At 74.4% G+C, this 25,651-nt stretch carries 26 protein-coding genes and 1 riboswitch; of the genes, 12 read left to right on the forward strand and 14 right to left on the reverse strand.

Translation table 11 applies throughout. The features are described from left to right. The first annotated feature begins 74 nt into the window (after positions 1 to 74). The 3 genes from fabI to AB0411_RS08290 are packed head-to-tail and all read left to right on the forward strand — an operon-like array spanning position 75 to position 2,836. Positions 75 to 845, forward strand: coding sequence for an enoyl-ACP reductase FabI (gene fabI / locus AB0411_RS08280; protein ID WP_366416470.1), 771 nt, complete (start codon positions 75 to 77; stop codon positions 843 to 845). A gap of 6 nt (positions 846 to 851) precedes the next feature. Further along, on the forward strand, positions 852 to 1,340 hold the full coding sequence (locus AB0411_RS08285; protein WP_366416471.1) for a MaoC family dehydratase: 489 nt from the start codon (positions 852 to 854) through the stop codon (positions 1,338 to 1,340). Continuing rightward, on the forward strand, positions 1,337 to 2,836 hold the full coding sequence (locus AB0411_RS08290) for a class I adenylate-forming enzyme family protein (RefSeq protein ID WP_366416472.1): 1,500 nt from the start codon (positions 1,337 to 1,339) through the stop codon (positions 2,834 to 2,836). The genes AB0411_RS08285 and AB0411_RS08290 overlap by 4 nt, the downstream gene beginning before the upstream one ends. Positions 2,837 to 3,345: 509 nt before the next feature. Here the strand turns inward: AB0411_RS08290 and AB0411_RS08295 are convergent. From AB0411_RS08295 to AB0411_RS08315, 5 genes are all read right to left on the reverse strand, one after another. Continuing rightward, entirely contained in the window at positions 3,346 to 3,918 is a 573-nt protein-coding gene (locus AB0411_RS08295) for a DUF6344 domain-containing protein (RefSeq protein ID WP_366416473.1), read from the reverse strand. 393 nt (positions 3,919 to 4,311) lie between these two features. Then, positions 4,312 to 4,743, reverse strand: coding sequence for a DUF5994 family protein (locus tag AB0411_RS08300; RefSeq protein WP_366416474.1), 432 nt, complete (start codon positions 4,741 to 4,743; stop codon positions 4,312 to 4,314). Beyond that, positions 4,740 to 5,726 carry an acyl-CoA desaturase gene (locus tag AB0411_RS08305; protein WP_366416475.1) on the reverse strand — a complete coding sequence of 329 codons (987 nt, stop codon included), beginning with the start codon at positions 5,724 to 5,726 and terminating at the stop codon, positions 4,740 to 4,742. Before AB0411_RS08305 ends, AB0411_RS08300 begins: the two co-directional genes overlap by 4 nt. Next, a complete protein-coding gene (locus AB0411_RS08310) occupies positions 5,723 to 5,938 on the reverse strand; it encodes a hypothetical protein (protein ID WP_366416476.1) in 216 nt (71 codons plus the stop codon). The genes AB0411_RS08305 and AB0411_RS08310 overlap by 4 nt, the downstream gene beginning before the upstream one ends. 264 nt (positions 5,939 to 6,202) lie before the next feature. Next, positions 6,203 to 6,778: a TerD family protein gene (locus tag AB0411_RS08315; RefSeq protein WP_366416477.1), complete on the reverse strand. Its 576-nt coding sequence runs from the start codon at positions 6,776 to 6,778 to the stop codon at positions 6,203 to 6,205. A gap of 200 nt (positions 6,779 to 6,978) precedes the next feature. On the opposite strand from AB0411_RS08315, the gene AB0411_RS08320 reads away from it, so the two are divergent. The 4 genes from AB0411_RS08320 (at position 6,979) to AB0411_RS08335 (ending at position 10,456) form a co-directional block, all read left to right on the forward strand. Further along, the gene (locus AB0411_RS08320; RefSeq protein ID WP_366416922.1) at positions 6,979 to 7,494 is read left to right on the forward strand and encodes a BlaI/MecI/CopY family transcriptional regulator; all 516 of its coding nucleotides are present in this window, start codon (positions 6,979 to 6,981) and stop codon (positions 7,492 to 7,494) included. Positions 7,495 to 7,497: 3 nt separating this feature from the next. Continuing rightward, the gene (locus tag AB0411_RS08325; RefSeq protein ID WP_366416478.1) at positions 7,498 to 8,460 is read left to right on the forward strand and encodes a M56 family metallopeptidase; all 963 of its coding nucleotides are present in this window, start codon (positions 7,498 to 7,500) and stop codon (positions 8,458 to 8,460) included. Between the two features lie 142 nt (positions 8,461 to 8,602). Next, positions 8,603 to 8,851: a hypothetical protein gene (locus tag AB0411_RS08330; protein ID WP_366416479.1), complete on the forward strand. Its 249-nt coding sequence runs from the start codon at positions 8,603 to 8,605 to the stop codon at positions 8,849 to 8,851. Positions 8,852 to 9,127: 276 nt separating this feature from the next. Then, positions 9,128 to 10,456: an LCP family protein gene (locus AB0411_RS08335; protein ID WP_366416923.1), complete on the forward strand. Its 1,329-nt coding sequence runs from the start codon at positions 9,128 to 9,130 to the stop codon at positions 10,454 to 10,456. 84 nt (positions 10,457 to 10,540) lie between these two features. Here AB0411_RS08335 and AB0411_RS08340 read toward each other — a convergent pair whose 3' ends face one another. Together AB0411_RS08340 and cobN are read right to left on the reverse strand one after the other, a co-directional pair. After that, complete coding sequence (locus AB0411_RS08340) at positions 10,541 to 10,813, reverse strand: DUF1876 domain-containing protein (protein ID WP_366416480.1); 273 nt, start codon at positions 10,811 to 10,813, stop codon at positions 10,541 to 10,543. Between the two features lie 234 nt (positions 10,814 to 11,047). After that, positions 11,048 to 14,650 (reverse strand): cobaltochelatase subunit CobN, encoded by a 3,603-nt coding sequence (gene cobN / locus AB0411_RS08345; protein ID WP_366416481.1) that lies wholly within the window; start codon positions 14,648 to 14,650, stop codon positions 11,048 to 11,050. Between the two features lie 56 nt (positions 14,651 to 14,706). Then, positions 14,707 to 14,779, reverse strand: a riboswitch (cobalamin riboswitch). A gap of 180 nt (positions 14,780 to 14,959) precedes the next feature. Here cobN and cobG point away from each other — a divergent pair. Genes cobG through AB0411_RS08360 form a run of 3 tightly spaced genes read left to right on the forward strand, consistent with a single transcriptional unit; the run spans position 14,960 to position 18,691 of the window. Beyond that, the gene (gene cobG / locus AB0411_RS08350) at positions 14,960 to 16,318 is read left to right on the forward strand and encodes a precorrin-3B synthase (RefSeq protein ID WP_366416482.1); all 1,359 of its coding nucleotides are present in this window, start codon (positions 14,960 to 14,962) and stop codon (positions 16,316 to 16,318) included. A 55-nt stretch (positions 16,319 to 16,373) separates the two neighbouring features. Next, on the forward strand, positions 16,374 to 17,051 hold the full coding sequence (locus AB0411_RS08355; RefSeq protein ID WP_366416483.1) for a precorrin-8X methylmutase: 678 nt from the start codon (positions 16,374 to 16,376) through the stop codon (positions 17,049 to 17,051). Then, entirely contained in the window at positions 17,048 to 18,691 is a 1,644-nt protein-coding gene (locus AB0411_RS08360; protein ID WP_366416484.1) for a precorrin-2 C(20)-methyltransferase, read from the forward strand. Before AB0411_RS08355 ends, AB0411_RS08360 begins: the two co-directional genes overlap by 4 nt. 120 nt (positions 18,692 to 18,811) lie before the next feature. Here AB0411_RS08360 and AB0411_RS08365 read toward each other — a convergent pair whose 3' ends face one another. Then, on the reverse strand, positions 18,812 to 19,021 hold the full coding sequence (locus tag AB0411_RS08365; protein WP_366416485.1) for a DUF397 domain-containing protein: 210 nt from the start codon (positions 19,019 to 19,021) through the stop codon (positions 18,812 to 18,814). Then, on the reverse strand, positions 19,018 to 19,842 hold the full coding sequence (locus AB0411_RS08370; protein WP_366416486.1) for a helix-turn-helix domain-containing protein: 825 nt from the start codon (positions 19,840 to 19,842) through the stop codon (positions 19,018 to 19,020). Before AB0411_RS08370 ends, AB0411_RS08365 begins: the two co-directional genes overlap by 4 nt. Positions 19,843 to 19,978: 136 nt before the next feature. Between AB0411_RS08370 and AB0411_RS08375 the strand changes: the two genes are divergently transcribed. Next, entirely contained in the window at positions 19,979 to 20,206 is a 228-nt protein-coding gene (locus AB0411_RS08375; protein ID WP_437041476.1) for a hypothetical protein, read from the forward strand. A 135-nt stretch (positions 20,207 to 20,341) separates the two neighbouring features. On the opposite strand, the gene AB0411_RS08380 is transcribed toward AB0411_RS08375, so the two are convergent. Next, entirely contained in the window at positions 20,342 to 21,139 is a 798-nt protein-coding gene (locus tag AB0411_RS08380; RefSeq protein ID WP_366416488.1) for a cobalt-precorrin-6A reductase, read from the reverse strand. 17 nt (positions 21,140 to 21,156) lie between these two features. On the opposite strand from AB0411_RS08380, the gene AB0411_RS08385 reads away from it, so the two are divergent. Next, entirely contained in the window at positions 21,157 to 22,362 is a 1,206-nt protein-coding gene (locus tag AB0411_RS08385; protein ID WP_366416489.1) for a cobalt-precorrin-5B (C(1))-methyltransferase, read from the forward strand. Between the two features lie 25 nt (positions 22,363 to 22,387). Here AB0411_RS08385 and AB0411_RS08390 read toward each other — a convergent pair whose 3' ends face one another. The 4 genes from AB0411_RS08390 to AB0411_RS08405 all read right to left on the reverse strand — a co-directional run bounded on the left by AB0411_RS08390 (position 22,388) and on the right by AB0411_RS08405 (position 25,455). Continuing rightward, positions 22,388 to 22,738, reverse strand: a complete 351-nt coding sequence (locus AB0411_RS08390) for a hypothetical protein (protein WP_366416490.1) — start codon at positions 22,736 to 22,738, stop codon at positions 22,388 to 22,390. Between the two features lie 159 nt (positions 22,739 to 22,897). Next, positions 22,898 to 23,689 carry a precorrin-4 C(11)-methyltransferase gene (cobM, locus tag AB0411_RS08395; RefSeq protein WP_366416491.1) on the reverse strand — a complete coding sequence of 264 codons (792 nt, stop codon included), beginning with the start codon at positions 23,687 to 23,689 and terminating at the stop codon, positions 22,898 to 22,900. Then, complete coding sequence (gene cbiE, locus AB0411_RS08400; protein WP_366416493.1) at positions 23,686 to 25,020, reverse strand: precorrin-6y C5,15-methyltransferase (decarboxylating) subunit CbiE; 1,335 nt, start codon at positions 25,018 to 25,020, stop codon at positions 23,686 to 23,688. The genes cobM and cbiE overlap by 4 nt, the downstream gene beginning before the upstream one ends. A 165-nt stretch (positions 25,021 to 25,185) precedes the next feature. Next, positions 25,186 to 25,455 (reverse strand): hypothetical protein, encoded by a 270-nt coding sequence (locus tag AB0411_RS08405; RefSeq protein ID WP_366416494.1) that lies wholly within the window; start codon positions 25,453 to 25,455, stop codon positions 25,186 to 25,188. Positions 25,456 to 25,651 lie beyond the last annotated feature (196 nt).

A 25,651-nucleotide genomic window follows, 5' to 3' on the forward strand; every position in this document is an offset into this window, starting at 1 on the left:
ACCAAGCCAGGACAATGCTTCTGAGTTGAGTTCAGTGACTCCGAAGTCGAGAACGCGTCAGACGGAGGAACCGCATGAGCGGTCTGCTCGACGGAAAGCAGCTGGTCATCACCGGCGTGATCACGGAAAGCTCGATCGCCTACGCGGTGGCCAGGCTCGCCCAGGAAGAGGGCGCCAAGATCGTCCTCACCGCCTACGGGCGGCCGAGCCTGGTGGCCCGGCTCGCCCGGCGGCTACCGGAGGAACCCCCCGTGGTGGAGCTGGACGTCACGGACGACGAGCAGCTCAGTACCCTCGCCGAGCGGGTCGGCGAACACCTCGACGGCATCGACGGCGTGCTGCACTCGGTCGCCAACGCCCCGGCCGCCTGCCTCGACGGCGGCTTCCTGACCGCACCGTGGCGCGATGTGTCCGCCGCCCTGCACACCTCGACGTACTCCCTGGTGGCGCTGACCACGGCCTGCCGGCCGCTGCTCCGCCCCCGGTCCTCCGTCGTCGGCGTCGACTTCGACGCCTCCCGCGCCTGGCCCGGCTACGACTGGATGGGCGTCGCCAAGGCCGGACTGGAGGCCTGCTCCCGCTATCTGGCGCGCGACCTCGGCGCACACGGCATACGGGCCAACCTCGTCGCGGCCGGTCCCCTGCGCACCCTGGCCGCGCGCGGTATCGGCGGGGACGGCCCGTCCTTCGAGAAGAGCTGGGCGACCCGCGCCCCGCTCGGCTGGGACCCGCAGGACGCCGAACCGGTCGCCCGTACCTGTGTGGCGCTGCTGTCGGACTGGCTGCCCGCCACCACCGGCGAGATCGTGCACGCCGACGGCGGCCACCACATGATCGGCGACTGAGCGGCGATGACGGACGGAGCGGCGGCGCCCACCACCCTGCGCTGCGGGCCGTACCGCATCGAGCGGGCGCGGATCGCCGCCTTCGCCGCCGCGCTCGGCGACCCCCACCCCGCCCACACGGACCCGGCCGCCGCCCGCGCCCTCGGCCACCCGGACGTCATCGCCCCGCCCACCTACCTGGCCACCCTCGCCGGCGAGGCCGAGGACCGGCTCCTGGCCGCCCGGCCCGAATGCCCGGCCACCGAGGGCGTCGTGCACCGCGCACAGACACTGCGCCACACCCGCCCCGCCCACGCCGGCGACCTGCTGCACGCGACCGTGCGCCTCGCCGCGGCCACCACCCTCGCCGGCCGCCCCCTCCTCACCCTCGACTGCGAGTTCCGGGACGCGCACGGGGCCCCGGTGGCCACCACCACGTCCACGCTGCTGTGCCCGGCCACCGCGCCGCCGCCCGCCCCACGCCCGCTCGACACCACGGGATCGGAACACCCATGACCGACACCATCGCCCCTCCGGTCGCCGCCGCCCGGCTCGTCGACGGCACCGCGGCCCCGCTCGGCGGCACCGGCCGCCTCGACGGCCCCGCCCTCGACCGCCGCATACGCGCCGCCGCGCACGCCTTACGGCAGCGCGGCCTGCGCACCGGCGACCGGGTCCTGGTGCAGGGCGACAACAGCGTCGACTACGTCGTCACGCTGCTGGCCCTGATGCACCTCGACACCTCGCTCATCCCGCTCGACCACCGGCTCTCCCCCGCCGACGCCGCCGCGGCCGGCCGCCAGGCCCGCGCCCGCTGGCTGGTCACCGCCGCCGACCGCGCCACCGCGTTCCCCGGCCTCCCCGACGGGCGCATCGTCCCCTACCCGCGGCCGTCCGCCGACGCACCGTCACCGTCCGACGCGGTCGACCTGGCGCCGTGGTTCCGCCGCCCCGACGCCCTCGTCCTGTGGTCCTCGGGCACCACCGGGCGGCCCAAGGGCATCATCAAGCCCGGCGGGGCCGTCCTCGACAATTCGGTGCGCACCCTGCAGGCCATGGGCTACCGGGCCGACGACGTCCTCGCGCCCCTGCTGCCCTTCTCCCACCAGTACGGGCTCTCCGTCATCCTGCTGTGGTGGCTGGCCCGTTGCACCCTGCTGGTCACCCCCTACCAGCGGCTCGACGCGGCCGCCGGGCAGGCCGCGGCCCATGGCGCCACCGCCGTGGACGCCGCCCCGTCCACGTACCACTCGCTCCTCGGCGTGGTGCGCCGCCGCCCGGAGGTACGCGCCGGGCTCGCGGGCGTACGACTCTGGGGCGTGGGCGGCGCGCCGCTGCCCGCCCCGCTGGCCGAGAACTTCCACCGGACCATGGGCCGCCCGCTCCTGGACGGCTACGGCCTGACGGAACTCGGCAATGTCGCGCTGGCCACCCCCGAGGCACCGCACGGCTGCGGGCGTCCGCTGCCCGGCGTACGGCTGCGCGTCATGCGGCCCGACGGCACCCCTGCCGCGCCCGGCGAGCTCGGCGGCATCGAGGTGCGCTCACCCGGGCTGATGGCCGGCTACCTCCAGGAGGACGGCTCGCTCACGCCGGTCGACCCGGACGCCTGGTATCCGACGGCCGACCTGGGCAGCGTCGGCGCCGACGGCACCGTACGCGTGGTGGGCCGCAATCAGGCCGTGCACCGGCTGGGCTTCACGCTCTACCCCGAGAGCCTGGAACGCCGTGCCGAGGCCTGTGGCCGGCCGGTGAAGGTACTGGCGGTCGAGGACCAACGCCGTGGCAGTGCACTCCACTTCGTGGTCGCCGATCCGGAAGGGGCGGCACCCCTCACCTGGCGCCGGCGGCTCGCCGAGCACCTGGCGGAGTACGAACAGCCCAATGCGGTCCATGTCGTCGACCACTTCCCGCTCACGGCCAACGGAAAGCCCGACACGCGTGCGCTGCGTGCGGAGCTCGGGCTGGAGCTGGGAGGGGGTCCGGGGACCGGCGCCCCGGTCGGGGGCTGAGCCGGAGAACTCCGGGTGAGGGACGGGTGGTTCAAGTCTGTGGGTGATGTTTCACGTGGAACATGCCGACCGGTGCTTCATCGTCGGCGCCGCTCCGTCATCCGCGTCGCTTCCTCGTCTGCGCCGGCGCCGGTGACGGCGTCGGCATCTGTGCCTGCGTCTGTGCCTGGGCCTACGTCTGTGCCTGGGCCTACGTCTGTGCCTGGGCCTACGTCTGCTTCTGCTTCTGCTTCTGCTTCTGTGTCTGCGTCCGCACGGGCATCTGTGCGGATGTCCGAGCGGGTGTCTTCGTGGGCATCTGCGGGGGCGCCTGCCTGAACGGCCGGGTCACCGTCCGCTCCGCGGGGGTGCCTGCTCCGGTTGAACCGCCGCTGCGTGCTCCCGGTGGGACCGCGTCGGCGTCCGGTCTCCTGGGCGCGGAGCGATCACGCGCCACTGCGCCCTTTTTCAGGGCCGGTTCGGAGCCGATTCAGGGCCGGGTGCCGGCTCGGGAACGACGGCCGCCCGGTTCAGACGGCACGAGCGGTGTGCGCATGGCGGCGGGCCGCCGGAATCGCCGCGGAACGGGCGTCCGCCTCGGCACCGGCGTCCGGTGCGGTCCCGGCGGGTGCAGTCCCGGCGGGTGCAGTTCCGGCCGATGCGGTTCCGGCCGATGCGGTTCCGGCCGGTGCGGCGAGTTCATCGGCCGACCGCTCGGTGCGGGAGCGCAGGCGGGTGCGCAGACCGGGCGAGGTGCCGTGCGCCTCGGCGCTGATGCGCTGCTTGATCGTCGGCGGCAGCTCGGGCCGGGCGAACAACCGCCGGGCGGGGGCGGGGTGGCAGTACTGCGGTACGGCGCGCGGAGCGGGCACCGCAGGGGTTCGGGTCCCCGGCCCGCGGTCCGGTGCGGCGCAGCGCACCTCCTCCGGGGCGTCGGCACCCGGAGCGTCGGTGCCCCCGTTCTCGTTGCCCAGGGTCCGCTCGTACAGTGCGGCATCCCGGCGCGCGGCCGAGGCCGTCGCCGAGACACCCAGTGATGCCAGCAGCTTGCCCAGCACGGCAAGGCACACCGCCCAGAACTTCATGACCTTGGTCGCAGCCATGGCCCCTCACTTTCGGTCGGGATCTCCCCGAGAGATCCGTTGCGTCTGCTTCCGTTGTGCTTCCTCGATTGCTTCGCATCAGTTGCGCCGCTTCCGGTGCACCGCTTGGATGGCGTCACTTCTGTTGCGTTTTCTTATGATGAGTACGCAATGGGAGGATTCACGGACCGACGCCCCCGGATCGGCGTTCTTCCGATGAACACCACCCGTACGCAGTAGCCACAGCCGTCGGAGGCCGGGCCGGCAGCGTCCCGCGGCACCGGTCGGCCCGTCGATCGCCACCGCTTCGAGCGGGAGGGGCGAGCTGCCACCGGGTGCGTCGGGCCGATTCCCGGGTTATGGCCCTCGGGCAGGCGCCCTCCCCCTGGCCCCTCCCCTGTTACCGAAGCCCCCTCAGGCCGGTGTCAGCTCCCCCGTGCGCGCCATCTCCGCCATCATGCGGACGGCCTCCGGCTCGGGGGTGCCGGGCGGGATGATCAGCAGGTCCCAGCGACCGTGGCCGGGGGAGACCAGGCAGACGGTGTCCGGGCCGGGGCGGCCGGTGGTCCTGCGGAGGCGGACGACATGGCCCTCGACGAGGATGTGGGCGGGCAGCGGGGGCCAGGGCGCGCCGTTCACCGTGGCATGGGTGATCCGGGGCCAGTCGAAGGGCAACGCGGCCAGCAGTTCGGGGAGTTCGGCCAGCAGGTCGGCCGAGTGCGGCCACCAGACGCCGTCGATGCGCCGCACCGTGCCGGTGTGCGGCGCGATGGTCAGGCGGGCGACGGGGGGCGGCGCGTGGTGCGGGGGAGGGGCGGGGCGGGGGCGGTCCCCGGCGGTGGTCATGCGGTGCTCCTGACGCGGCGGTCCGCCACCCGTGCGGGGTCGGGCCAGCGCACGTCCCAGACCCAGCCGAGGCGTTCGAAGAGCCGGATGACGGCGGCGGACACGTCGACCTGACCGCGGTCCACGCCGTGCCGGGCGCAGGTCGGGTCGGCGTGGTGCAGGTTGTGCCAGCTCTCGCCGAACGAGAGCAGGGCCAGGGGCCACAGGTTGGTCGCCCGGTCGTGGCGCCGGGTGCGGAACGGCCGCTCACCGATGACATGGCAGAGCGAGTTGACGCTCCAGGTGACGTGGTGCAGCAGCGCGATCCGGATGAACCCCGCCCACAACAGCGCCGTCAGCCCGGTGACCCAGGAACCGCCGAGCACCCAGCCCAGCGCGAACGGCAGGCCGAGCGTGAGCAGGCACAGCACCGGGAACGCCCGGTCGACCGCGCGGATCTTGGGGTCGGCGAGCAGATCGGGCGCATAGCGGCGGTGCGAGGTGGGGTCGTTGCCGAACAGCCAGCCGATGTGCGAGTGCACCAGTCCGCGCAACTGACCGCGCAGGCTGGTCCCGTAGCGGTAGGGGGAGTGCGGGTCGCCGGGCCGGTCGGTGTAGGCGTGGTGGCGGCGGTGGGTGGCGACCCAGTCGATGACGTCGCCCTGGAAGCTGAGCGAGCCCGCGAGGGCGAGGGCGACGCGCAGTGCGGGGGCGGCGGTGTAGCTGCCGTGGGTGAGGCCCCGGTGGAAGCCGATGGTGACGCCCAGGCCGCTGATCACGTAGAAGACGGCCAGCAGGACGAGATCGGTGAGGTGGACGACGCTGCCCCACAGGAGCGGGATGGCGACGGCGAGGCCGACGAACGGGGCGATGACGATGAGGGCGGTCACCGTGACGTACATCCGGCGGCCGGCGGTCGGCAGGGGCTCGGCGCCGCTGTCGGGGAACGGTGAGATCCCGTCGTAGTCGGGTGCCGGCGAGCCGCCTCGCGCGGTGGACGTCACGGGTCACCACCCGCCCTGTCCGGGGGCACCGGCGGCTCGGGGCGGGTGTCGTCGTCCGGCCGCTTGTGCCTGCGCTCCCGTATCGACTGCTTCCAGTCCTCGTACCGGTGGGTGGGCATCCGTCCCGTTCCCTGGGCATTGACCCGGGCGATGAACAGCGCCCCCAGCCCGACCAGCGCCAGCAGCACGACCACGGTCCACAGAGTCTGCACGGTGCTCACCTCACCGAATACGCGGCATCCCCAGGTGTCCCTGGGCATCCGTCGGTGTTCCGGTGATTCCAAGGTACCCCGCGGTGGGCGGGTATCTCCCGTTGTGGGGGGATATGGGGTCGAGGCCCGCGGCGGCGGGCCGGGGATGCGCCCTCGCACCCTCCGCCCCGACCCTCCTCGCCGCCGAAGCCCCTGGGCGGACGCCGCCGCCGCTCGGACGCCGACGCCGCTCGGACGCCGACGCCGCTCGGACGCCGCCGCCGCTCAGACGTTGACGCCGAAGTCCGCCGCGATGCCCGCCAGGCCGGAGGCGTAGCCCTGGCCCACGGCGCGGAACTTCCACTCCGCGCCGTGCCGGTAGAGCTCGCCGAAGACCATCGCGGTCTCGGTGGAGGCGTCCTCGCTCAGGTCGTAGCGGGCCAGCTCCGCCCCGTCCGCCTGGTTGACGACACGGATGAAGGCGTTGCGGACCTGGCCGAAGCTCTGTCCGCGGCTCTCCGCGTCGTGGATGGAGACCGGGAAGACGATCTTTGCGATCTCGGCGGGCACGGTGGAGAGCGCCACCTCGACGGCCTCGTCGTCCCCCTCGCCCTCGCCGGTCAGGTTGTCGCCGGTGTGCCGCACCGACCCGTCCGGGCTGGTCAGGTTGTTGTAGAAGACGAAGTGGGCGTCCGAGACGACCTTGCCGGCCTCGGTGCACAGCAGGGCGCTGGCATCCAGGTCGTAGTCCGCGCCCGTCGTCGTCCGTACGTCCCAGCCGAGGCCGACCGTGACCGCGGTCAGTCCGGGCGCTTCTTTCGACAGCGAGACGTTGCCGCCCTTGGCCAGCGAGACTCCCATGGCTTCCCTCCAGGTGTTGCCTGCGTTCCGGGTGAGCCTCGAAATCTACAGGAGTGTAGAAGTTAGCGGCCGGGATCCGCGGCGTCCGGCCACCGCGCGGGCGGAGCGCCGCCCCGGCCAGGGCGCTCAGTAAGATGCCCGACGTCAAGATGCCCGACGTCCCGGCCGGCGGGACGCCCGGCGCGACGGGAGGCGACGGCATGGGCGGGAAGTCCTTCGGGAGCTTCGGCGGCTCCGGGCGCGAACGCGCCCGCAGGCGGGGGCAGGGCCAGCTGGAGTCCCAGGTGCTGGCCGCGCTGCACCACGCGCCGGGACCGGCCACCGCCGCCTGGGTGCAGGACCGGCTCGGCGGCGACCTCGCGTACACGACCGTGATGACCATCCTGTCCCGGCTGCACGCCAAGCAGGCCGTCACCCGCGAGCGGTCCGGCCGCGCCTACGTCTGGACGCCGGCCGCCGACGAGGCCGGGCTCGCCGCGCTGCGGATGCGCCGCGTCCTGGACGGCGAACCGGACCGGGACGCCGTCCTGACCAGCTTCGTCTCCGCGCTCTCCCGGCACGACGAGCAGTTGCTGCGCACCCTGCTCGACCGCGACGCGGCCGACACGAACGGGCCGGCCGACGCGAGCGGGCCGGCCGACGCCCCCACGCCCGCCGACGGCCCGGCCCCCGCCCCCGGCCGGCACCACCGCCCGGACGAAGCGCACGGAGCCTGACCGGTGGGCGTCTTCGTGTTCCTGCCGCTCGTCCTGCCGCTCACCGCCCTGCCGATCGCCCGGCTCGCCGAGCAGCACCTCCACCCCCGCGCCACCACCCGCCTGCTGACCCTGCTCGCCGCCGTCCTCGGCCTGTGCAGCACGCTCTGCCTGGGTCTGCTGGTGGTCGTCGGCACCGCCCAACTGCGCGGCAATCCGCTGCCGGACGGCTGGTCGGACCCGGAGGTGCGGGCCGCGGTGCCGTTCGCCGAGGTCGCGGGCGTCGCCGCGATCCCGCTGCTGGCCGCCGCGCTCACCGTGTGCGGCACCGCGCTGCGCCGGCACCGGCGCATCCGGGCCCGTACCCACCGCGCGCTGGACGGGCTGCCGGCCGGCGCGGACCCCGCGGTGCTGCCGGACGACGAGCCCTACGCCTACGCCGTGCCCGCCACCCCGGCCCGCCCCGGACGGCCCGCCAGGCCCGGCCGGGTCGCGGTCTCCCGCGGGATGCTGCGCAGCCTGGACGACGACGAGCGGCGCGCCCTGTTCGCCCACGAGCGCGCGCATCTGCGCTGCCGTCACCACCGCGCCCTGCTGACCGTGCGGCTGGCCGGCTGCGTCAACCCGCTGCTGCTGCCGCTGCGTTCCGCGGTCGCCTTCGCCGCCGAGCGCTGGGCGGACGAGGAGGCGGCGCAGGTGGTCGGCGACCGGCGGCTGACGGCGCGTGCGGTGGGCAAGGCGGCGCTGGTCACCCGGCGCGCGGCCCCCGGGCTGGCGCACTTCGCGGCGCCCGAACCGGGGCCGGTGCCACGGCGGGTGGCGGCGCTGCTCGGGCCCGTGCCGCCGGCCCGCCACTGGCCGCCGACGCTGACCCCGGCCGGTCTGGCGGCCCTGGTCGCCGCCGCGGGCACGGCCGCCTCCGCGCTCTCCGCGCTCAACGCAGCGGTAGCCCTGTTCGTTGTTCTGAAGGCGGCAACGCCGCTCTAGGGGCACACTGACCCTTGACCCTCACCGGGCACACACGGCGCACGCGCCGTGGTCCGCCCGCGCCAGGCAACTTCTACGCCCCTGTAGATCTTCCCGGTAGAGTGGCCGCCCACATGCGCAACAGGCGCGGCCGGAGGGGGAGATGGCGACGAGGTGCGGACTCCTGACCTGGGACTGCCCGCCCCCGGAGGCGGAGGTGCGATGGGTCTATCAGCCGGTGGAGGTCCAATACCCGGACGGCGGATGGGCGTTGGGGCGGATCAACGCCTGGTGGACGGACGGTACGGGCGAGTTGTGGTGCCGGCTGCGCACCCTGCCCGGCAGCGCGCGTGCGCAGTGGCTGCGTTACGACCCCGAGTCCATCCTGCTGCTGCCCAGCACCGGCATCTGACCCGCCCGCTCCCGCCCGCCACCGCCCCCTCCCCGGCAGCGCACCCCCAGCATCAGAAGGACCAGAAGGGCCACCGGCGTGCATGACAGGCAGACGCACCAGCAGACGGCCCGACGGGGCACCGGCGGCGCACCCGGACCGTCCCGTACCCGCGGCGACGCCTCCTCCGAGGCCGCCGGCTCCCGCGCCTCCGGCGGCGGCGCGCGCCGCCGGCCGCCGGGCTCCGCCCGCAGGTCCGGCGACGGCTCCCCGGCGGGCGGCACGGGCAAGCTCCGGATGACCCGGCGCGGCCGCATCCTCGCCTGGACCGGCGGCGCCCTCGGCATCGTGCTGCTCGGCACGGCAGGCGTCGGGGCGTGGGTCTACCAGCACCTGGACGGCAACATCCACGGCGCGGACATCCAGGTCGACGGCGCCCGGCCGGTCAACCTCAGCCCCGGCTCCAAGAACATCCTGGTCGTCGGCTCCGACAGCCGCGCCGGCGCCAACGCCAAGTACGGCAAGGGCCTGACCACCATGCAGTCGGACACGCTGATGGTGGTGCACATCGCGGCCAACCGGAAGTGGGCGACCGCGCTGTCCTTCCCGCGGGACTCGTGGGTGCAGATCCCCGCCTGCACCCGCGGCAACGACACGAAGTCCTCCCCGCACCACTTCAAGATCAACGAGGCGTTCTCGATCGGCGGCGACTCCGGCGACATCCGCAAGGCCGCGGCCTGCACGATCAAGACCGTCGAGAAGAACACCGGACTGCGCATCGACCACTTCACCTCGGTCGACTTCCAGGGCTTCAAGGGGATGGTCAACGCGCTGGGCGGCATAGAGGTCTGCCCCGAGCACGCCATCCACGACAAGAAGGCCCATCTGGACATGGACGCGGGCTGCCAGACCGTCCGGGACGAGAAGGCGCTCGGCTACGTCCGCACCCGCTACAGCGTCGGCGACGGATCCGACCTCGGCCGCATCGGCCGCCAGCAGGAGTTCATGAAGGCGCTGGCCGCCAAGGCGCAGTCCAAGCTCACCAGCCCCGGGGAGCTCTACGACTTCCTGGACTCGGCGACCAAGTCGATCACCACCGACAAGGACCTCGCCGGTCTCAAGCCGCTCTACGACCTGGCCTCGACCGTCAAGGACATCCCCACCGACCGCCTGACCTTCCTGACCGTCCCCAACTACTACCGCGAGGCCGACGTCCCCACCGACAAGGCCAATGTCGTGTGGCAGTACCCGCAGGCCGGTCAGCTCTTCAGCGATCTCGCGCACGACCGAGAGATCGGCGCCGCGGGGAAGAAGAAGCTCGCCGAGGCCGCCAAGAACCCGGTGACCGCGCGCTCCGTGCAGGTCCGCGTCCTCAACGGCACCGGCATCTCCGGCCGGGCCGCCTCCGCCGCCGAGCAGCTGCGCAAGCTGGGCTTCACGGTCGTCGGCACCGGCAACGCCCCGGCCGCGGACAAGACCACCGTCAGCTACCCGGCCGCGCTCAAGACGCAGAGCGAGGTGCTCGCCTCCCGCCTCCCCGGCATCAAGGCCACGGAGTCGGCCGGGGCGGCACCGGGCGCGGTGACGCTGACGATCGGACCGGACTTCCCGGCCGAGATGCCCTAGCCGGCCGCCCCTGGGGGCGGCCGCGGCCGTACTGCTCCCCCGGGCGACCGGACCCGGCCGCCCGGTCCCTGCCGGCCGGTGGTCTCAGGCGCGCAGGCGTTCCACCGGCCGGGCCGTGTGCACCTCGATGTCGTGCGCGGCGCGCTGCACCAGCTGATGGCTGAGGTCCGACATCGCCCGGGCCACCGCCAGCTCGTCGCCGATGGCCGGGACGTTCTCGTCGGCGGGGTTGCAGCGGGCCTCCCCCTGGCCGACCATCTGCCCGCCCGTCTTGCCGCGCAGCCTGGCCTCGGCCCGGACCTCGCTGCCGGTCTCGGTGATGCTGATCTCGGCGTTCCATGTCTTCGTGGCAGTCACCGGAAGCCTCCTCGTTCACCCCCGAGCAGCTCATGAACCGCCCCCAGGAAAATCCTCGCACCGGCCTCCGCGGGCCGCACCCGGGCCTGCCGCACCGGCACGGGCGTCACCGCACCCCGGCCGCGGGGTGCGTCCGCCGGGGGCCGGTGACGGCAGGGACAGCGACGGCGGGGTCAGTGACGGCAGGCCGGGACGGCAGCGCCGGCGGGGCGGACGCGCCGCCCCGCCGTGGCGTCAGTCCTCCCCCTCCAGCTCCCCTTCGGTCTCCAGGAACGCCTGCCGCAGCGCCGCCAGCGTCTCGGCGTCCGGCTTCTCCCACATCCCGCGCGACTCGGCCTCCAGGAGGCGTTCGGCGATGCCGTGCAGGGCCCAGGGGTTCGCCTGCTGGAGGAAGTCGCGGTTCTCGGGGTCGAGGACGTAGGTCTGCGCGAGCTTGTCGTACATCCAGTCCGCGACCACGCCCGTCGTGGCGTCGTAGCCGAACAAGTAGTCCACGGTCGCGGCGAGTTCGAAGGCGCCCTTGTAGCCGTGGCGGCGCATCGCCTCGATCCAGCGGGGGTTGACCACCCGGGCGCGGAAGACCCGGGAGGTCTCCTCGACGAGGGTGCGGGTGCGGACCGTCTCGGGGCGCGTGGAGTCCCCGATGTACGCCTCGGGGGCCTTGCCCTTGAGCGCCTTGACGGTGGCGACCATGCCGCCGTGGTACTGGAAGTAGTCGTCGGAGTCCGCGATGTCGTGCTCGCGGGTGTCGGTGTTCTTGGCGGCGACCGCGATGCGCTTGTAGGCGGTCTCCATCTCGTCGCGGGCCGGGCGGCCCTCCAGGCCCCGGCCGTAGGCGTAGCCGCCCCAGACGGTGTAGACCTCGGCGAGGTCGGCGTCGGTGCGCCAGTCGCGGGAGTCGATCAGCTGGAGCAGGCCCGCGCCGTACGTCCCCGGGCGGGAGCCGAAGATGCGGGTGGTGGCGCGCCGCTCGTCGCCGTGCTCGGCGAGGTCGGCCTGGGCGTGGGCGCGGACGAAGTTGGACTCCGCCGCCTCGTCCAGGCCGGCGACCAGCCGGACGGCGTCGTCGAGCAGGCCGATGACGTGCGGGAACGCGTCCCGGAAGAAGCCCGAGATGCGCAGCGTGACATCGATACGGGGGCGGCCGAGCTCGGCGAGCGGAATCGGCTCCAGCCCGCTGACCCGGCGCGAGGCGTCGTCCCACACGGGGCGGACGCCCAGCAGGGCGAGGGCCTCGGCGACGTCGTCGCCGCTGGTCCGCATCGCGCTGGTGCCCCACAGCGACAGTCCGACCGACTGCGGCCAGTCGCCGTTGTCGCCGCGGTAGCGCTCCAGCAGCGAGTCGGCGAGCGCCTGGCCGGTCTCCCACGCCAGGCGGGAGGGGACGGCCTTCGGGTCGACGGAGTAGAAGTTCCGGCCCGTCGGCAGGACGTTGACCAGGCCGCGGAGCGGGGAGCCGGAGGGACCGGCCGGGACGAAACCGCCGTCGAGGGCGTGCACCGCGTGGTCGATCTCGTCGGTGGTGGCGGCGAGGCGCGGCACGACCTGGCGGGCGGCGAAGTCGAGGATGTCGGCGACCGCGGACGGGTGGCCCCCGGCGACACCGGACACCGCGGCCGGGTCCCAGTCCGCGTCCTCCATCGCCTGGACCAGCGCGCGGGCCGTGGCCTCGGCCTCGTCGGCGCTGGTCCGGGTCGCGGCGGACTCGTCGAGGCCGAGCGCCTCGCGCAGACCGGGCAGGGCGGAGGTGCCGCCCCAGATCTGGCGGGCGCGCAGGATGGACAGGACGAGGTTGACGCGCGCCTCACCGGCCGGGGCGCCGCCCAGGACGTGCAGACCGTCGCGGATCTGGGCGTCCTTGACCTCGCACAGCCAGCCGTCGACGTGCAGCAGGAAGTCGTCGAAGCCCTCGTCGTCGGGGCGCTCCTCCATCCCCAGGTCGTGGTCGAGCTTGGCGGCCTGGATCAGCGTCCAGATCTGGGCGCGGATCGCGGGCAGCTTGGCCGGGTCCATGGCGGAGATCGCCGCGTACTCGTCGAGCAGTTGCTCCAGGCGCGCGATGTCGCCGTAGGACTCGGCGCGGGCCATCGGCGGGACGAGGTGGTCGACGAGGGTGGCGTGGACCCGGCGCTTGGCCTGGGTGCCCTCGCCGGGGTCGTTGACCAGGAAGGGGTAGATCAGCGGGAGGTCGCCGAGGGCGGCGTCCGGGCCGCAGGCCGCGGACAGGCCGGCGTTCTTGCCCGGCAGCCACTCCAGGTTGCCGTGCTTGCCCAGGTGGACCATGGCGTCCGCGCCGAATCCGCCGTCGGCCGCGGAGGCGGCGATCCAGCGGTAGGCGGCCAAGTAGTGGTGCGAGGGCGGCAGATCGGGGTCGTGGTAGATCGCGATCGGGTTCTCGCCGAAGCCGCGCGGCGGCTGGATGAGGATGAGCAGATTGCCGCGGCGCAGGGCGGCCAGCACGATGTCGCCCTCGGGGTTGCGGCTCTTGTCGACGAACATCTCGCCGGGCGGCGGGCCCCAGTGCTCCTCGACGGAGTCGCGGAGTTCCTGCGGGAGCGTGGCGTACCAGCGCTTGTAGTCGGCGGCCGGGATGCGGACCGGGTTGCGGGCGAGCTGCTCCTCGGTGAGCCACTCCTGGTCGTGGCCGCCGGCCTCGATGAGGGCGTAGATCAGCTCGTCGCCGTCGCCGGAGGCGAGGCCGGGCACCTCTTCGGTGCCGAAGTCGTAGCCCTCGGCGCGCAGGCGGCGCAGCAGGGCCACGGCGCTGGCCGGGGTGTCCAGGCCGACCGCGTTGCCGATCCGGGAGTGCTTGGTCGGGTAGGCGGACAGCACCAGTGCGAGGCGCTTGTCCGCGGCCGGGATGTGGCGCAGCCGGGCGTGCCGGACGGCGATCCCGGCGACCCGGGCGGCCCGCTCGGGGTCGGCGACGTACACCGGCAGCCCGTCCTCGTCGACCTCCTTGAAGGAGAACGGCACGGTGATCAGCCGGCCGTCGAACTCGGGGACGGCGATCTGCGAGGCGGCGTCCAGCGGCGAGAGGCCCTCGTCGTTCTCCTCCCAGGCGCTGCGCGGCCCGGTCAGGCACAGGGCCTGCAGGATCGGCACGTCGAGGGCGGCCAGCGCGCCCGCGTCCCAGGACTCGTCGTCGCCGCCGGCGGAGGCGTCGGCGGGCTTGCTGCCGCCCGCCGCGAGGACGGTGGTGACCAGGGCGTCGGCGGCCCCCAGCTCCTCGATCAGCTCCGCTTCGGGGGTGCGCAGGGAGGCGACGAACAGGGGGCGGGCACGGCCGCCCGCCGCCTCGATCTGCTCGCACAGAGTCCGTACGAAGCCGGTGTTGCCGCTCATGTGGTGCGCGCGGTAGTAGAGCACGGCGATCAGCGGGCCGGTCTCGTTGCGGGGCTCCCAATCGAGCGGTCCCCAGCTCGGGGCGGGGGCCGGCGGCTCGAAGCCGTGGCCGGTCAGCAGCACCGTGTCGGACAGGAAGCGGGCCAGCTGGTCGAGGTTGGCGGGCCCGCCGTGCGCGAGGTAGGCGTGCGCCTCGGCCGCGATGCCGACCGGGACCGTGGACTGCTCCATGAGCTGGGCGTCGGGGGCCTGTTCACCGGTCAGCACGACCACCGGCCGGTGCTGGTCCTCGGCGAGCAGCACCTCCAGGCCCTCCTCCCAGGCGCGGATGCCGCCGAGGAGGCGCACGACGACGAGGTCACAGCCCTCCAGCAGGGCGGGCAGCTCGGCGACGTCGAGACGGGCGGGGTTGGCGAGCCGGTACGGCACGGGGCCCGTGGCCGCGCGGGCACTGAGCAGATCGGTGTCGGAGGTCGACAGCAGCAGAAGCATGCGAGCGCAGGCCTTCCTCGGGGTGTCCGCGCCCCGGGTGGTCGTAAGGACGGCGGGAGTTCCTGGCTCGCCCGGCAGCTGCCGGGTTCACAGTGGCGGGACCGCGCCGGATTCTCACCGGGCTTCCTCCCCGGGGCCGTGGCCCCTGCGCCGTCGCTGGCGTCCGGCGGGCCAGCCGACCCACCGACCTGCATAGTAAGGGCTGTGGCCGGGCGAGGTAAGCGGGCCTTCGGACCGGCCGCGGCGGCCCGGGCGCATGGCCGGATCCGGCCCGGATCGGCGCCCGCCGCCGTGGGTATGCTCGCGGCCATGCCGCCCTCCCCCTCGACACGGCCCCAGGCCGCCGCACCGCTTCCGCGGGACCGCGGTGACGCCTGCCCGGGAGCGCTGCGACTGCATCCGGCCGCGGACGGCGGGCTCGCCCGAGTCCGGCTGCCGGCCGGTGATGTGACGGCCCGTCAGGCAACTGCCCTGGCCGACGCCGCCGAGCTGCTCGGCGACGGCCACCTCTCCCTCACCTCCCGCGGCAACGCCGAACTCCGCGGCCTCGCGGAGGGCTGCGGCGCCCACCTCGCCGGTCTGCTGCGCGACGCGGGGCTGCTGCCCTCCGCGGCCCACGAACGCATCCGCAACATCCTCGCCTCGCCGCTGGCCGGACTGGACCGGCACACCCCTTCTGACGTGCGACGGTGGGCCCGTGAGCTGGACGCGCTGCTCTGCGCGAGCGCGTTCGCGACCGCCCTCTCCGGCCGTTTCCTGTTCGTCCTGGACGACGGACGGGGCGATGTGGCGGCGCTCGGCGGAGATGTGAGCTTGCTCGCAGAACCGGCCGGGGACGAGGCCGGCCCGGCGGGCAGCGCCCTGCTGCGGGTCGGCGACGATCCGGGCGCCCTGCGGATCGCCGGCCCGGACGCACCGCGCGCCGCGCTCGCCGCCGCCGAGGCCTTCCTGACCGCCGCCGGGGCGAGCGGCAGCGGCGCCTGGCGGGTCCGCGAACTCCCCGACGCGCACGCGCTGCGGGCCCGGGACGTCGCCGACGCCCTGCGGTCGGCGGGCATCGAGGCCGCGTACGTGGCCGAGCCGCCCGCACCCGGCGCCCGCACCTGTCCGCCGTACGCGGACTCCTCCGCCCCCGGCATCGTCGAGGGCCCCGGCGGCGAGCGGGCGCTCTCGGTCCTGGCGCCACTGGGCCGGCTGACGGCGGCCCAGTGGCGGCTGCTGGCCGCGATCGCGGCCGACGACGGCGCCGGCGCGCTGCGCCTCACCCCGTGGCGCGGCATCGTCCTGCCCGGACTGCCGGCCGCCGCGGCACCGGACCGGCTGGCGCGGCTCACCGCCGCCGGCCTGGTCACCGACCCGGCCTCCCCCTGGCACCGCCTCGGCGCCTGTACCGGCCGCCCCGGCTGCGCCAAGTCCCGCACCGACGTACGCGCCGACGCCACGGCCGCCGTCGCCGCCGGCACGGCCGTCCCCGACGAGGCACCCGCCGGCCGCCCGCCCGCGGGCCTGCCCGTGTACTGGTCCGGCTGCGAACGCCGCTGCGGTCACCCGCACGGCACCTGGGTCGACGTACTGGCCACGGCCGAGGGCTACCGGGTAGCCCTGGTACGCCCGGACACCGAGCCGCCCGCCGCCCCCGGCACGACGGCCCCGCCCCCGGCCCCATGACCCGACCGGGCCGCCGCACCGACCCGAACCGCCCCGAAGCCCCGTGCACCACCCCATGAACCACCCGAGCCCTCCCGCACCCGACACCCCCGAGGCCAGAGTGACCGCGTTCGACTACGAGAAGGACGGTGCGGCGATCTACCGCCAGTCCTTCGCCACCATCCGCGCCGAGGCGGCCCTCGACGGCCTGCCCGCCGACGTCAGCCAGGTCACGGTCCGCATGATCCACGCCTGCGGCATGGTCGACCTGGTGCGCGACCTGGCCTACACCCCCGACGTGGTGGCCGCCGCCCGCAAGGCACTGCACGCCGGCGCCCCGATCCTCTGCGACGCCAACATGGTCGCCAGCGGCGTCACCCGCAAGCGGCTGCCGGCGAACAACGAGGTGCTGTGCACCCTGGCCGATCCCTCGGTCCCCGACCTGGCCGCCCGGATGGGCACCACCCGCAGCGCCGCGGCCCTGGAACTGTGGCGGGACCACATGGAAGGCGCCGTGGTCGCGTTCGGCAACGCCCCCACCGCCCTCTTCCGGTTCCTGGAAATGATCGAGGAGGGCGCGCCCCGCCCGGCCGCCGTCATCGGCATACCCGTGGGCTTCATCGGCGCCGCCGAGTCCAAGGACGCGCTGATCGCCCATCCGTCGAAGCTGGACCACATCGTGGTGCGCGGCCGCCGGGGCGGCAGCGCCATGGCCGCGGCCGCGATCAACGCCATGGCAAGCGAGGAAGAGTGAGCGTGAGCGAGCAGCAGGCAACCGGTGACGGCAGCGCCGCGACCACGGCCGGCCCCGGCCGCCTCTACGGCGTCGGCCTCGGCCCCGGCGACCCGTCCCTCATGACGGTCCGGGCCGTCCAGGTGATCGCCCGGGCGGACGTCATCGCGTACCACAGCGCCCGCCACGGACGGTCGATCGCGCGCTCCATCGCCGCCGAGCACCTACGCGCCGACCACATCGAGGAGGCGCTGGTCTACCCGGTCACCACCGAGTCGACCGACCACCCCGGCGGCTACCGGGGCGCCCTGGACGAGTTCTACGAGTCCGCGGCGGCCCGCCTCGCCGCCCACCTCGACGCCGGCCGCACCGTCGCCGTCATCTCCGAGGGCGACCCGCTCTTCTACGGCTCCTACCAGCACATGCACAAGCGGCTGGCCCACCGCTACCCGACCGAGGTCGTCCCCGGCGTCACCTCCATCAGCGCCGCCGCGGCCCGCCTGGGCAAGCCGCTCGCCGAGGCCGACGAGGTGCTGACGATCCTCCCCGGCACGCTCCCGGAGGAGGAGCTGACCGCCCGCCTGGCCTCGACCGACACCGCCGTCGTCATGAAACTGGGCCGCACCTTCCCCACCGTCCGCCGCGCCATGGAACGCTCGGGCCGCCTCTCCGAGGCCCACTACGTCGAGCGCGCCACGATGTCCGGCGAGCGCACGCAGAAGCTGGCGGACATCGACGCGGACACCGTCCCGTACTTCTCCGTCAGCGTCGTCCCGAGCCGCATCGCGGACCTCCCGCCGGCGACGCCCGGTGCCGCTGCCGCCGCGACGCCCGCCGCACCGACCACCGACGCCGACACGGCGCCGGCGTCCCCCGCCCTCCCCGGCGAGGAAGCCGCACCCTCCGGCCTCCTCGGCGAGGTCGTGGTCGTCGGCACCGGCCCGGCCGGCCCCCTCTGGCTGACCCCCGAGACCCGCGGCGCCCTCGCCGCCGCCGAGGACCTCGTCGGCTACACCACCTACCTGGACCGCGTCCCGCCGCGCCCCGGCCAGCGCCGCCACGCCTCCGACAACAAGGTCGAGTCCGAACGCGCCGAACTCGCCCTCGACCTGGCCCGCCGCGGCCGCCGGGTGGCCGTGGTCTCCGGCGGCGACCCCGGTGTCTTCGCCATGGCCACCGCGGTCCTGGAGGTCGCCGCCCAGGACCCCTACCGTGCGATCCCCGTCCGCGTCCTGCCGGGTGTCACCGCCGCCAATGCCGCCGCCGCCCGCGCCGGCGCCCCCCTCGGCCACGACTACGCGGTCATCTCCCTCTCCGACCGCCTCAAGCCCTGGGAAGTCATCGCCGAACGCCTGCACGCGGCGGCCTCCGCCGACCTGGCCCTCGCCCTGTACAACCCCGGCTCCCGCAGCCGCACCTGGCAGGTCGGCAAGGCCCGCGAACTCCTCCTGGAGCACCGCGCCCCCGACACCCCGGTCATCCTCGCCCGCGACATCGGCGGCCCCGAGGAATCCGTCCGCACGGTGCACCTGGCCGACCTCGACCCGCACCAGGTCGACATGCGCACGCTCCTGATCGTCGGCTCGTCCCAGACCCAGGCGGTCCGGCGCGACGACGGCACGGAGGTCGTGTGGACGCCGCGGAGGTATCCGGAGGGGTGAGCCGGGGCGGGACGGCCGGGGCTCACGAAGGCCCCGGCCGACCCGCGCGCTCGCGGGGCGCGGTCAGGCGTTGTGCCGGCCACCAGGGGTACGCGACCCCCGTACCCCTGGCGCTCCGTCTCACCTGAGCCGACCGCCCTTCACGCCACCTATGAAGGCCGCCCAGGCAGCGGCCGGGAAGAGCAGCACGCCGCCGGTGGGGTTCTTGCTGTCACGCACCGGGACGACACCGGGGAAGCCGGCGGAGACCTCGACGCAGTTATCAGCCCCACCGTCGCTGTAGCTGCTCTTGCGCCACACGGCTTCGACCAGGTCGGGGATGCTGTTCATGGTCTGCTGTCCTCCACCAACTGCCGGATGAAAACTGCTGAATCAGGCGGCGAGAGTGCCGCGTCGCGAAGCTGATCGTAAGACAGGCGGTAGCGCTCAACATCCGCTGGCTCTTCGAGCAGTTCGCCTGACTTGTTGCCTTCCAGGTAGGCAACAGCACCACCGTCCGCCGCCCACAAGAGCCAGAGTGAACTACCCATCAGGCTATGCACTCCGGCGGCGAAGGGAAGCACCTGGATGGTCACATGCTGAGCCTCGGCGGCCTCTGAAATGCGCATCAACTGGTCATGCCAGATCCTGGGATCGGGCACCGGGCGGCGCAATACCGACTCGTCAAGGATGACTCGGACATGCGGCGGCCGGTCACGCCGCAGCAACTCCTGTCGTCCCAGTCGTGCGGCAACAGATTCTTCGAGTTCATCGGGGTCTATGGGCGTCGGCGAAGACGACAGCGAGTACGTGGCGAAGTCCTCGGTCTGCAGCAGGCCAGGAACTGTGATCGCATACGAATGCAGGATCGTCGCCTTCGCTTCCAACTGCATGAACTCCCGGTACTTGTCCTTGAAGGCATCCAGCCGCGCCAGCCCCCACAACCGCACCAGCAGCTCACCCGTCCCGTAGACCCGGTCCAGCGCCTCCATGACCGGGAGCTTGGAGAGGCGTTCGCCGGTCTCCAGGCGGTGCAGGTAGGTGCGGTCGTAGTTGGTCTCCTCGGCGAGCTGGGCCAGCGACTTGCCCGACGCCTCCCGTAACCGCTGGAGTTCGCAGGCGAGGACCCAGCGGGCCGAACCCTCGTACTCTTCGGAATTCCTTTCGACCATTCCCCGATCCCCTTGTTGTCCTGTCCCGACGACAACGCCAACGCCCTTTTGGCGGCTGCCTGTTGTGACGACTCTAGGACCGTGAAAGGGCTGTCGCAGCCCAGTCAGGACTCGAACCGAGAAAGAGGAAATGAGAATGGGAATGACGGAGCGCAGCCCGGCGGCCGGGAAGCTCAGGGACGCGGAGCAGGCGTGCGGCGAGCTGCGGACGGCGCTGAAGGGGGCGGGCATCACCCTTCCGTCGCTGGCCGTGGACCCGGTCTCGCTGGCGGATCACTTTCCGCGGCCGCTCGTGGAGCTGGGCCGGTGTACGCCGGAGGTGGCGCGGCGGCTCGCGGACGCGGTACGGACGTCCGCCCCGTGAACGCAGGGGCGGGCGAATCCGCGAGTGCCCGTGATTCCGACGGTGAAGACGCGGACGCCCGCCGTGACGACGAGCCCGCAAAATCGGCACAGCGCCGCGGAGAATTAGCGGAAAGGGTCCGCGAGGCCAATCACTTCAGTGAGATATGGCCTCGCTGAAAATGCGGCCGAGCCACTGTGCGGCCTCGTCCGGGTCCGCCGCCACCGGCACGCCCTCCGGCAGCGGTGGGCGCCGTACGACCACCACGGGGACCCCGGCCTCCCGCGCCGCCGTCAGCTTGGCGGCGGTGGCGGCCGCCCCGCTGTCCTTCGTCACGAGGACATCGATGCGGTGGTCGCGGAGCAGGGCGCGCTCGCCCTCCAGCGTGAACGGGCCGCGGTCCAGGAGGGTCGTCATCCGGGGCGGGTACGGGGGCTCGGGGGCGTCGACCGAGCGGACCAGGAACCAGTGGTCGGTGAGGTGGGCGAAGTGGGCGAGGCCCATGCGGCCGGTGGTGAGGAAGACGCGGGTGCCGAGGGCGGGGAGGGCGGCGGCGGCCTCGTCCAGGGAGGTGACCTGGTGCCACGTGTCGCCGGGTCCCGGCACCCAGCCGGGCCTGCGGAGGGCGAGCAGGGGAACATGGGCGGTGGCGGCGGCCAGGGCCGCGTTGTGACTGATCGTGTCGGCGAAAGGATGGGTGGCGTCGATGAGCGCGTCCACCGCGTGCTCGCGCAGCCAGCGGGCGAGGCCCTCGGGGCCGCCGAACCCGCCGATGCGGACCTCTCCGGCGGGCAGCCGCGGCGCGGCGACCCGGCCGGCGAGCGAGGTCGTCACACGCGGCGCGGCCCCCGGCACCATGGCGGACTCCGGTGCCAGGGCGGCGGCCAGGCGGCGGGCCTCCGTGGTGCCGCCGAGGATCAGGACGTGGCGTGGCGGGCGGGCTGCGTCGGGCATGGGATGTGGGTTCCTCCGTGGCTGAAGCGCAACCGCAGGGTACGGGGCGGCAGGGTACGGGCAAGGCCGCGGGCGGGCGCAGCGCGCAGCTCGCGCACACCGGGCTGCGGCCCGGCTGGACGACCGGGGCCTGTGCGACGGCGGCGAGCACGGCCGCGTACACGGCGCTGCTGAGCGGGGAGTTCCCGGATCCGGTGACGATCACCCTGCCGAAGGGGCAGACGCCGTCCTTCGCGCTGGCGGTGGAGGAGCTCGCGCCGGGGCGCTCGGCCGCCATGGCGGGCGTGGTGAAGGACGCGGGCGACGATCCGGACGTGACCCACGGGGCACTCGTCCGGGCCACCGTGCGGCCGCTGCCGGCCGGGGCGGGGGTCGTGTTCCGGGCGGGGCCGGGAGTCGGGACGGTGACCCGGCCCGGGCTGCCGCTGGACGTGGGGGAACCGGCGGTCAACCCGGTACCGCGGCAGATGATGCGGGAGCACCTGGCCCGGGTCGCGGCGCGGTACGGCGGCGCGGGGGCGGTGGCCGACGTCGAGGTGGAGATCTCCGTCGATCACGGCGAGGAGATCGCCCGCAGCACCTGGAACCCGCGGCTGGGGATCCTGGGCGGGCTGTCGATCCTGGGGACCACCGGGATCGTGGTGCCGTACTCCTGCTCGGCCTGGATCGACTCGATCCGGCGGGGCGTGGACGTGGCGCGGGCGGCGGGGCGGCGGCATGTCGCCGGGTGTACGGGGTCGACGTCGGAGAAGGTCGCCGTCGCCCTGCACCACCTGCCCGAGGACGCGCTGCTGGACATGGGGGACTTCGCGGGGGCGGTGCTGAAGTACATCCGGCGCCATCCCGTGGAGCGGCTGACCATCTGCGGCGGGTTCGCCAAGCTGTCGAAGCTGGCGGCCGGGCATCTGGACCTGCACTCCGCGCGGTCCCAGGTCGACAAGGGCTTCCTGGCGGAGCTGGCCCGGCGGGGCGGGGCCGGCGAGGCGCTGGCGCAGGCGGTGGCCGAGGCCAACACGGGCCTGGCGGCGCTGCAGTTGTGCGCGGCGGCGGACGTCCCGCTGGGGGATCTGGTGGCGGCGACGGCGCGGGACGAGTCGCTGGCCGTGCTGCGGGGGGCGCCCGTCGCGGTCGACGTCATCTGCATCGACCGGGCGGGCATGGTGGTGGGGCGGGCGGAGCCGCGGGGACCGGGGGACGCCCGTCAGGGCGGCCCGCTCAGGTGACGGGCTCCCCCCACCTGTGCACCCGTCAGGTACGCAGCCCGTACCGGGTGGCCACGCAGTCGTTGCCGCGGCCGGTGAGCCGTCCCAGCGCCGTGCCGAGGGCGCAGGTGGTCAGCTGCAGCGGGTTGTCGCGGAAGCGTCCCATGCTGTCGAAGCCGGCCTGCCGGCGGTCGTTGCGGCCTGCCGGGCGGGTGTTCAGCCGGACCGGGCTGTCGTTCGTCCACGGCGAGCTGTCGTGCGTCTGTGCCGGCGTCTGTGCCGGGGCGTTCGTCGCCTGCGTGGTGTGGTCCCTGCCGTCGGCTCCGGCGACGCCGCCGCCGAAGAGCGTCAGCAGGACGGCGGCGCCGACCGCACCGGCGGCCAGTCTGGTACGCATCGTGGCGCACTCCTTTGCTTCGGCCCCCCTGGGGTGTCGCAGCTTCCTTACCGGCCCCCGCGTGCCGCGTAACAGACATTCACCCCGATGCGTCCCGCGGTCAGCCGGACGGGCCCGGGGCCGCCCGCCGGGCCCCGGTCCCGGGGTTCCGCGCGCCGGTCACGGGTTCTCGGGGGTCTCCGCCGGAGCCGCCGTCCCGCACGGCGCGTGCGGCCGCTCGCGGTCCGCCGAGTAGAGGTGGCTGTCGCGGAACTGCTCGGCGCCCAGGGTGCGGCCGACCATGATGACGGCGGTGCGGACCACGCCCGCGGCCTTCACCTGGCCGGCGATGTCGGCGAGGGTGCCGCGCAGGACCAGTTCGTCGGGGCGGGAGGCCAGGGCGACGACGGCGGCCGGGCAGTCGGCGCCGTAGTGCGGCAGGAGTTCGCCGACGACCCGGTCGACGTACATCGCCGCCAGGTGGAGGACCAGCAGCGCGCCGCTGCGGCCGAGGGTGGCGAGGTCCTCGCCCTCGGGCATGGGGGTGGCGCGCTGGGCGACCCGGGTGAGGATGACGGTCTGGCCGACGGTGGGGACGGTCAGTTCGCGCTTGAGGGCGGCGGCCGCGGCGGCGAAGGCCGGGACGCCGGGCACGACCTCGTACGGCACCCCGGCCGCGTCCAGCCTGCGCATCTGCTCGGCGACCGCGCTGAAGACGGACGGGTCGCCGGAGTGCAGCCGGGCGACGTCGTGGCCCTCCTCGTGGGCACGGACCATCTCGGCGGTGATCGTGTCGAGGTCCAGCTGCGCGGTGTCGACGAGCCGGGCGCCGGGCGGGCACTCGGCGAGCAGCTCGCGCGGCACCAGGCTGCCGGCGTAGAGGCAGACCCCGCAGGAGGCGAGCGTGCGGGCGCCGCGCACGGTGATCAGGTCGGCGGCGCCGGGACCCGCGCCGATGAAGTGGACGGTCATGGTTGCTCGGTCTCCTGGGGGAGGTCGGACGGGGACGGGGAGGCGGCGGGCGGCTTCACGGCCGACCACTGGGTGACCGGCATCGCCTGCCGCCAGCCGGTGAAGCCGCCGACCGGCACCGCGTGGGAGACCGCGAGCCGGACCAGTTCGCCGCCGTGCTGCCGGTGGCAGTCGGCGAGCAGCGCCTCGGACTCCAGCGTCACGGTGTTCGCGACGATCCGGCCGCCCGCGGGCAGCACCGCCCAGCACGCGGCCAGCAGGCCGGGGGCGGTCAGCCCGCCGCCGATGAACACCGCGTCCGGCGTGGGCAGCCCCTCCAGGGCGGCGGGCGCCGACCCGTGGACGACGCGCAGCGCAGGGACGCCGAGCGAGCGGGCGTTGCGGCCGATCCGCTCGGCGCGTACGGCGTCGCGCTCGACGCTGAGGGCGCGGCAGGTGCGGTGCGCGCGCAGCCATTCGACGGCGATGGAGCCGGAGCCGCCGCCGATGTCCCACAGGAGTTCGCCGGGGGCGGGCGCCAGCGCGGCGAGGGTGGCGGCGCGGACATGGCGCTTGGTGAGCTGGCCGTCGTGCTCGTAGGCGGCGTCGGGAAGGCCGGGGACGGTGGCCAGGGGCGGGGTGCCGGGCGCGCGGCGGCAGTCGAGGGCGATGACGTTGAGGGGGTCGGCGGGCGGGGCGTCCCAGTCGGCGGCGGTGCCCTGGGCCGTCCGTTCGCGGGGGCCGCCGAGCTGCTCCAGCACCCGCATCCGGGTCGGGCCGAAGCCGCGGTCGCGCAGCAGGGCGGCGACCTCGGCGGGGGTGGCGGCGCCGGCGGACAGCACCAGCAGGCGGTGGCCGTCGTACAGCGCGCGGGCCAGGTTCTCGGTGGGCCGCCCGACGAGCGTGACGACCTCGGTGTCCTCCAGCGGCCAGCCGAGGCGGGCGCAGGCGTAGGAGACGGAGGACGGGTGCGGGAGGATCCGCAGCCGCGGCGTCGGCGGGCCGTCCGCCACGGCCTGCTCCTGCTCCTGTTCCTGCTCCGACAGCACCTCGGTCAGGGTCCGTCCGATGCCGTGGAACATCGGATCGCCGCTGGCCAGCACGCATATCCGGCGCCCGGCGTGGGCGGCGAGCAGCCCGGGGACGGCGGGGCGCAGGGGCGAGGGCCACGGCACGCGCTCACCGGCGCACTCCGCGGGCAGCAGCGCGAGCTGGCGGGCGCCGCCGATCAATACCTCGGCCGTCCGCAGGGCCTGCCGGGAGGCGGCGGGCAGGCCGTCCCAGCCGTCGGCCCCGATGCCGACGACGGAAACGGGTTCAGGAGCGGCCGGGGCGGGTGGTGCGGGGCTCACTGCCGAGTACCTCAGAGGTCGGGAGGGCCGGACCCGAGGCACCCGACGAGGGGGCACCGGTCCGGGGGACGGGAGCCGAACTTTACTGACCGGTCGGGTCGCGCCGTCCCGCTGCCCCCGTGAACCCGCGCTCCGCGGCGCCCGCGGGCGCTGCCGGCTCCGGCCTCAGGACAGCAGCGCGACGAGGAACTGCCCCGCGAACAGGAACGCCGCGCAGAAGCCCACGCCAGCCGGCAGCCACTGCCAGATGCCGCGCGGGGAGTCGAAGCAGACCAGGTAGCCGAGCACGGAGACCACACCGGTCAGGGCGCCCAGCCAGAAGGGGAGGCCGTCGTGCTGCCCGTACAGGACGGCGACGGCGGCCAGCAGGCCGAGCACCGTCAGGATCTGGCCCTTGCCGGGGGCGGGCCGCGCGGTGACGCCCGTAGCGCTCATAGCGCCGGATGCTACCCGGGCGCCGGGGCCGCGCCGGCTTCCCACGCCCGCCGCGAGCGGACATCCGCGCTCCGCTTCCCACCAAAGCCCCTTCCTCGTTCGCACCGCTCTGACCAGGCACGATGGGCCGTTCGACGGTAATGACAACGGTCACCGATGCAGCCTTTGGATCTTTCGCCGAAGTGCGGTTTGCTTC

Origin of the sequence: Streptomyces angustmyceticus (assembly GCF_040701845.1) — a bacterium.
In the GTDB taxonomy this organism is placed as follows: Bacteria; Actinomycetota; Actinomycetes; order Streptomycetales; family Streptomycetaceae; genus Streptomyces; species Streptomyces angustmyceticus_A.

Bases quoted from the DNA above. Each gene is read 5' to 3' on its own strand.
- fabI (WP_366416470.1), top strand. From the start codon at position 75: ATGAGCGGTCTGCTCGACGGAAAGCAGCTGGTCATCACCGGCGTGATC.
- AB0411_RS08285 (WP_366416471.1), top strand. From the start codon at position 852: ATGACGGACGGAGCGGCGGCGCCCACCACCCTGCGCTGCGGGCCGTAC.
- AB0411_RS08290 (WP_366416472.1), top strand. From the start codon at position 1,337: ATGACCGACACCATCGCCCCTCCGGTCGCCGCCGCCCGGCTCGTCGAC.
- AB0411_RS08295 (WP_366416473.1), bottom strand. From the start codon at position 3,918: ATGGCTGCGACCAAGGTCATGAAGTTCTGGGCGGTGTGCCTTGCCGTG.
- AB0411_RS08300 (WP_366416474.1), bottom strand. From the start codon at position 4,743: ATGACCACCGCCGGGGACCGCCCCCGCCCCGCCCCTCCCCCGCACCAC.
- AB0411_RS08315 (WP_366416477.1), bottom strand. From the start codon at position 6,778: ATGGGAGTCTCGCTGGCCAAGGGCGGCAACGTCTCGCTGTCGAAAGAA.
- AB0411_RS08320 (WP_366416922.1), top strand. From the start codon at position 6,979: ATGGGCGGGAAGTCCTTCGGGAGCTTCGGCGGCTCCGGGCGCGAACGC.
- AB0411_RS08330 (WP_366416479.1), top strand. From the start codon at position 8,603: ATGGCGACGAGGTGCGGACTCCTGACCTGGGACTGCCCGCCCCCGGAG.
- AB0411_RS08335 (WP_366416923.1), top strand. From the start codon at position 9,128: ATGACCCGGCGCGGCCGCATCCTCGCCTGGACCGGCGGCGCCCTCGGC.
- cobN (WP_366416481.1), bottom strand. From the start codon at position 14,650: ATGCTTCTGCTGCTGTCGACCTCCGACACCGATCTGCTCAGTGCCCGC.
- cobG (WP_366416482.1), top strand. From the start codon at position 14,960: ATGCCGCCCTCCCCCTCGACACGGCCCCAGGCCGCCGCACCGCTTCCG.
- AB0411_RS08355 (WP_366416483.1), top strand. From the start codon at position 16,374: ATGAACCACCCGAGCCCTCCCGCACCCGACACCCCCGAGGCCAGAGTG.
- AB0411_RS08365 (WP_366416485.1), bottom strand. From the start codon at position 19,021: ATGAACAGCATCCCCGACCTGGTCGAAGCCGTGTGGCGCAAGAGCAGC.
- AB0411_RS08370 (WP_366416486.1), bottom strand. From the start codon at position 19,842: ATGGTCGAAAGGAATTCCGAAGAGTACGAGGGTTCGGCCCGCTGGGTC.
- AB0411_RS08375 (WP_437041476.1), top strand. From the start codon at position 19,979: ATGGGAATGACGGAGCGCAGCCCGGCGGCCGGGAAGCTCAGGGACGCG.
- AB0411_RS08380 (WP_366416488.1), bottom strand. From the start codon at position 21,139: ATGCCCGACGCAGCCCGCCCGCCACGCCACGTCCTGATCCTCGGCGGC.
- AB0411_RS08390 (WP_366416490.1), bottom strand. From the start codon at position 22,738: ATGCGTACCAGACTGGCCGCCGGTGCGGTCGGCGCCGCCGTCCTGCTG.
- cobM (WP_366416491.1), bottom strand. From the start codon at position 23,689: ATGACCGTCCACTTCATCGGCGCGGGTCCCGGCGCCGCCGACCTGATC.
- AB0411_RS08405 (WP_366416494.1), bottom strand. From the start codon at position 25,455: ATGAGCGCTACGGGCGTCACCGCGCGGCCCGCCCCCGGCAAGGGCCAG.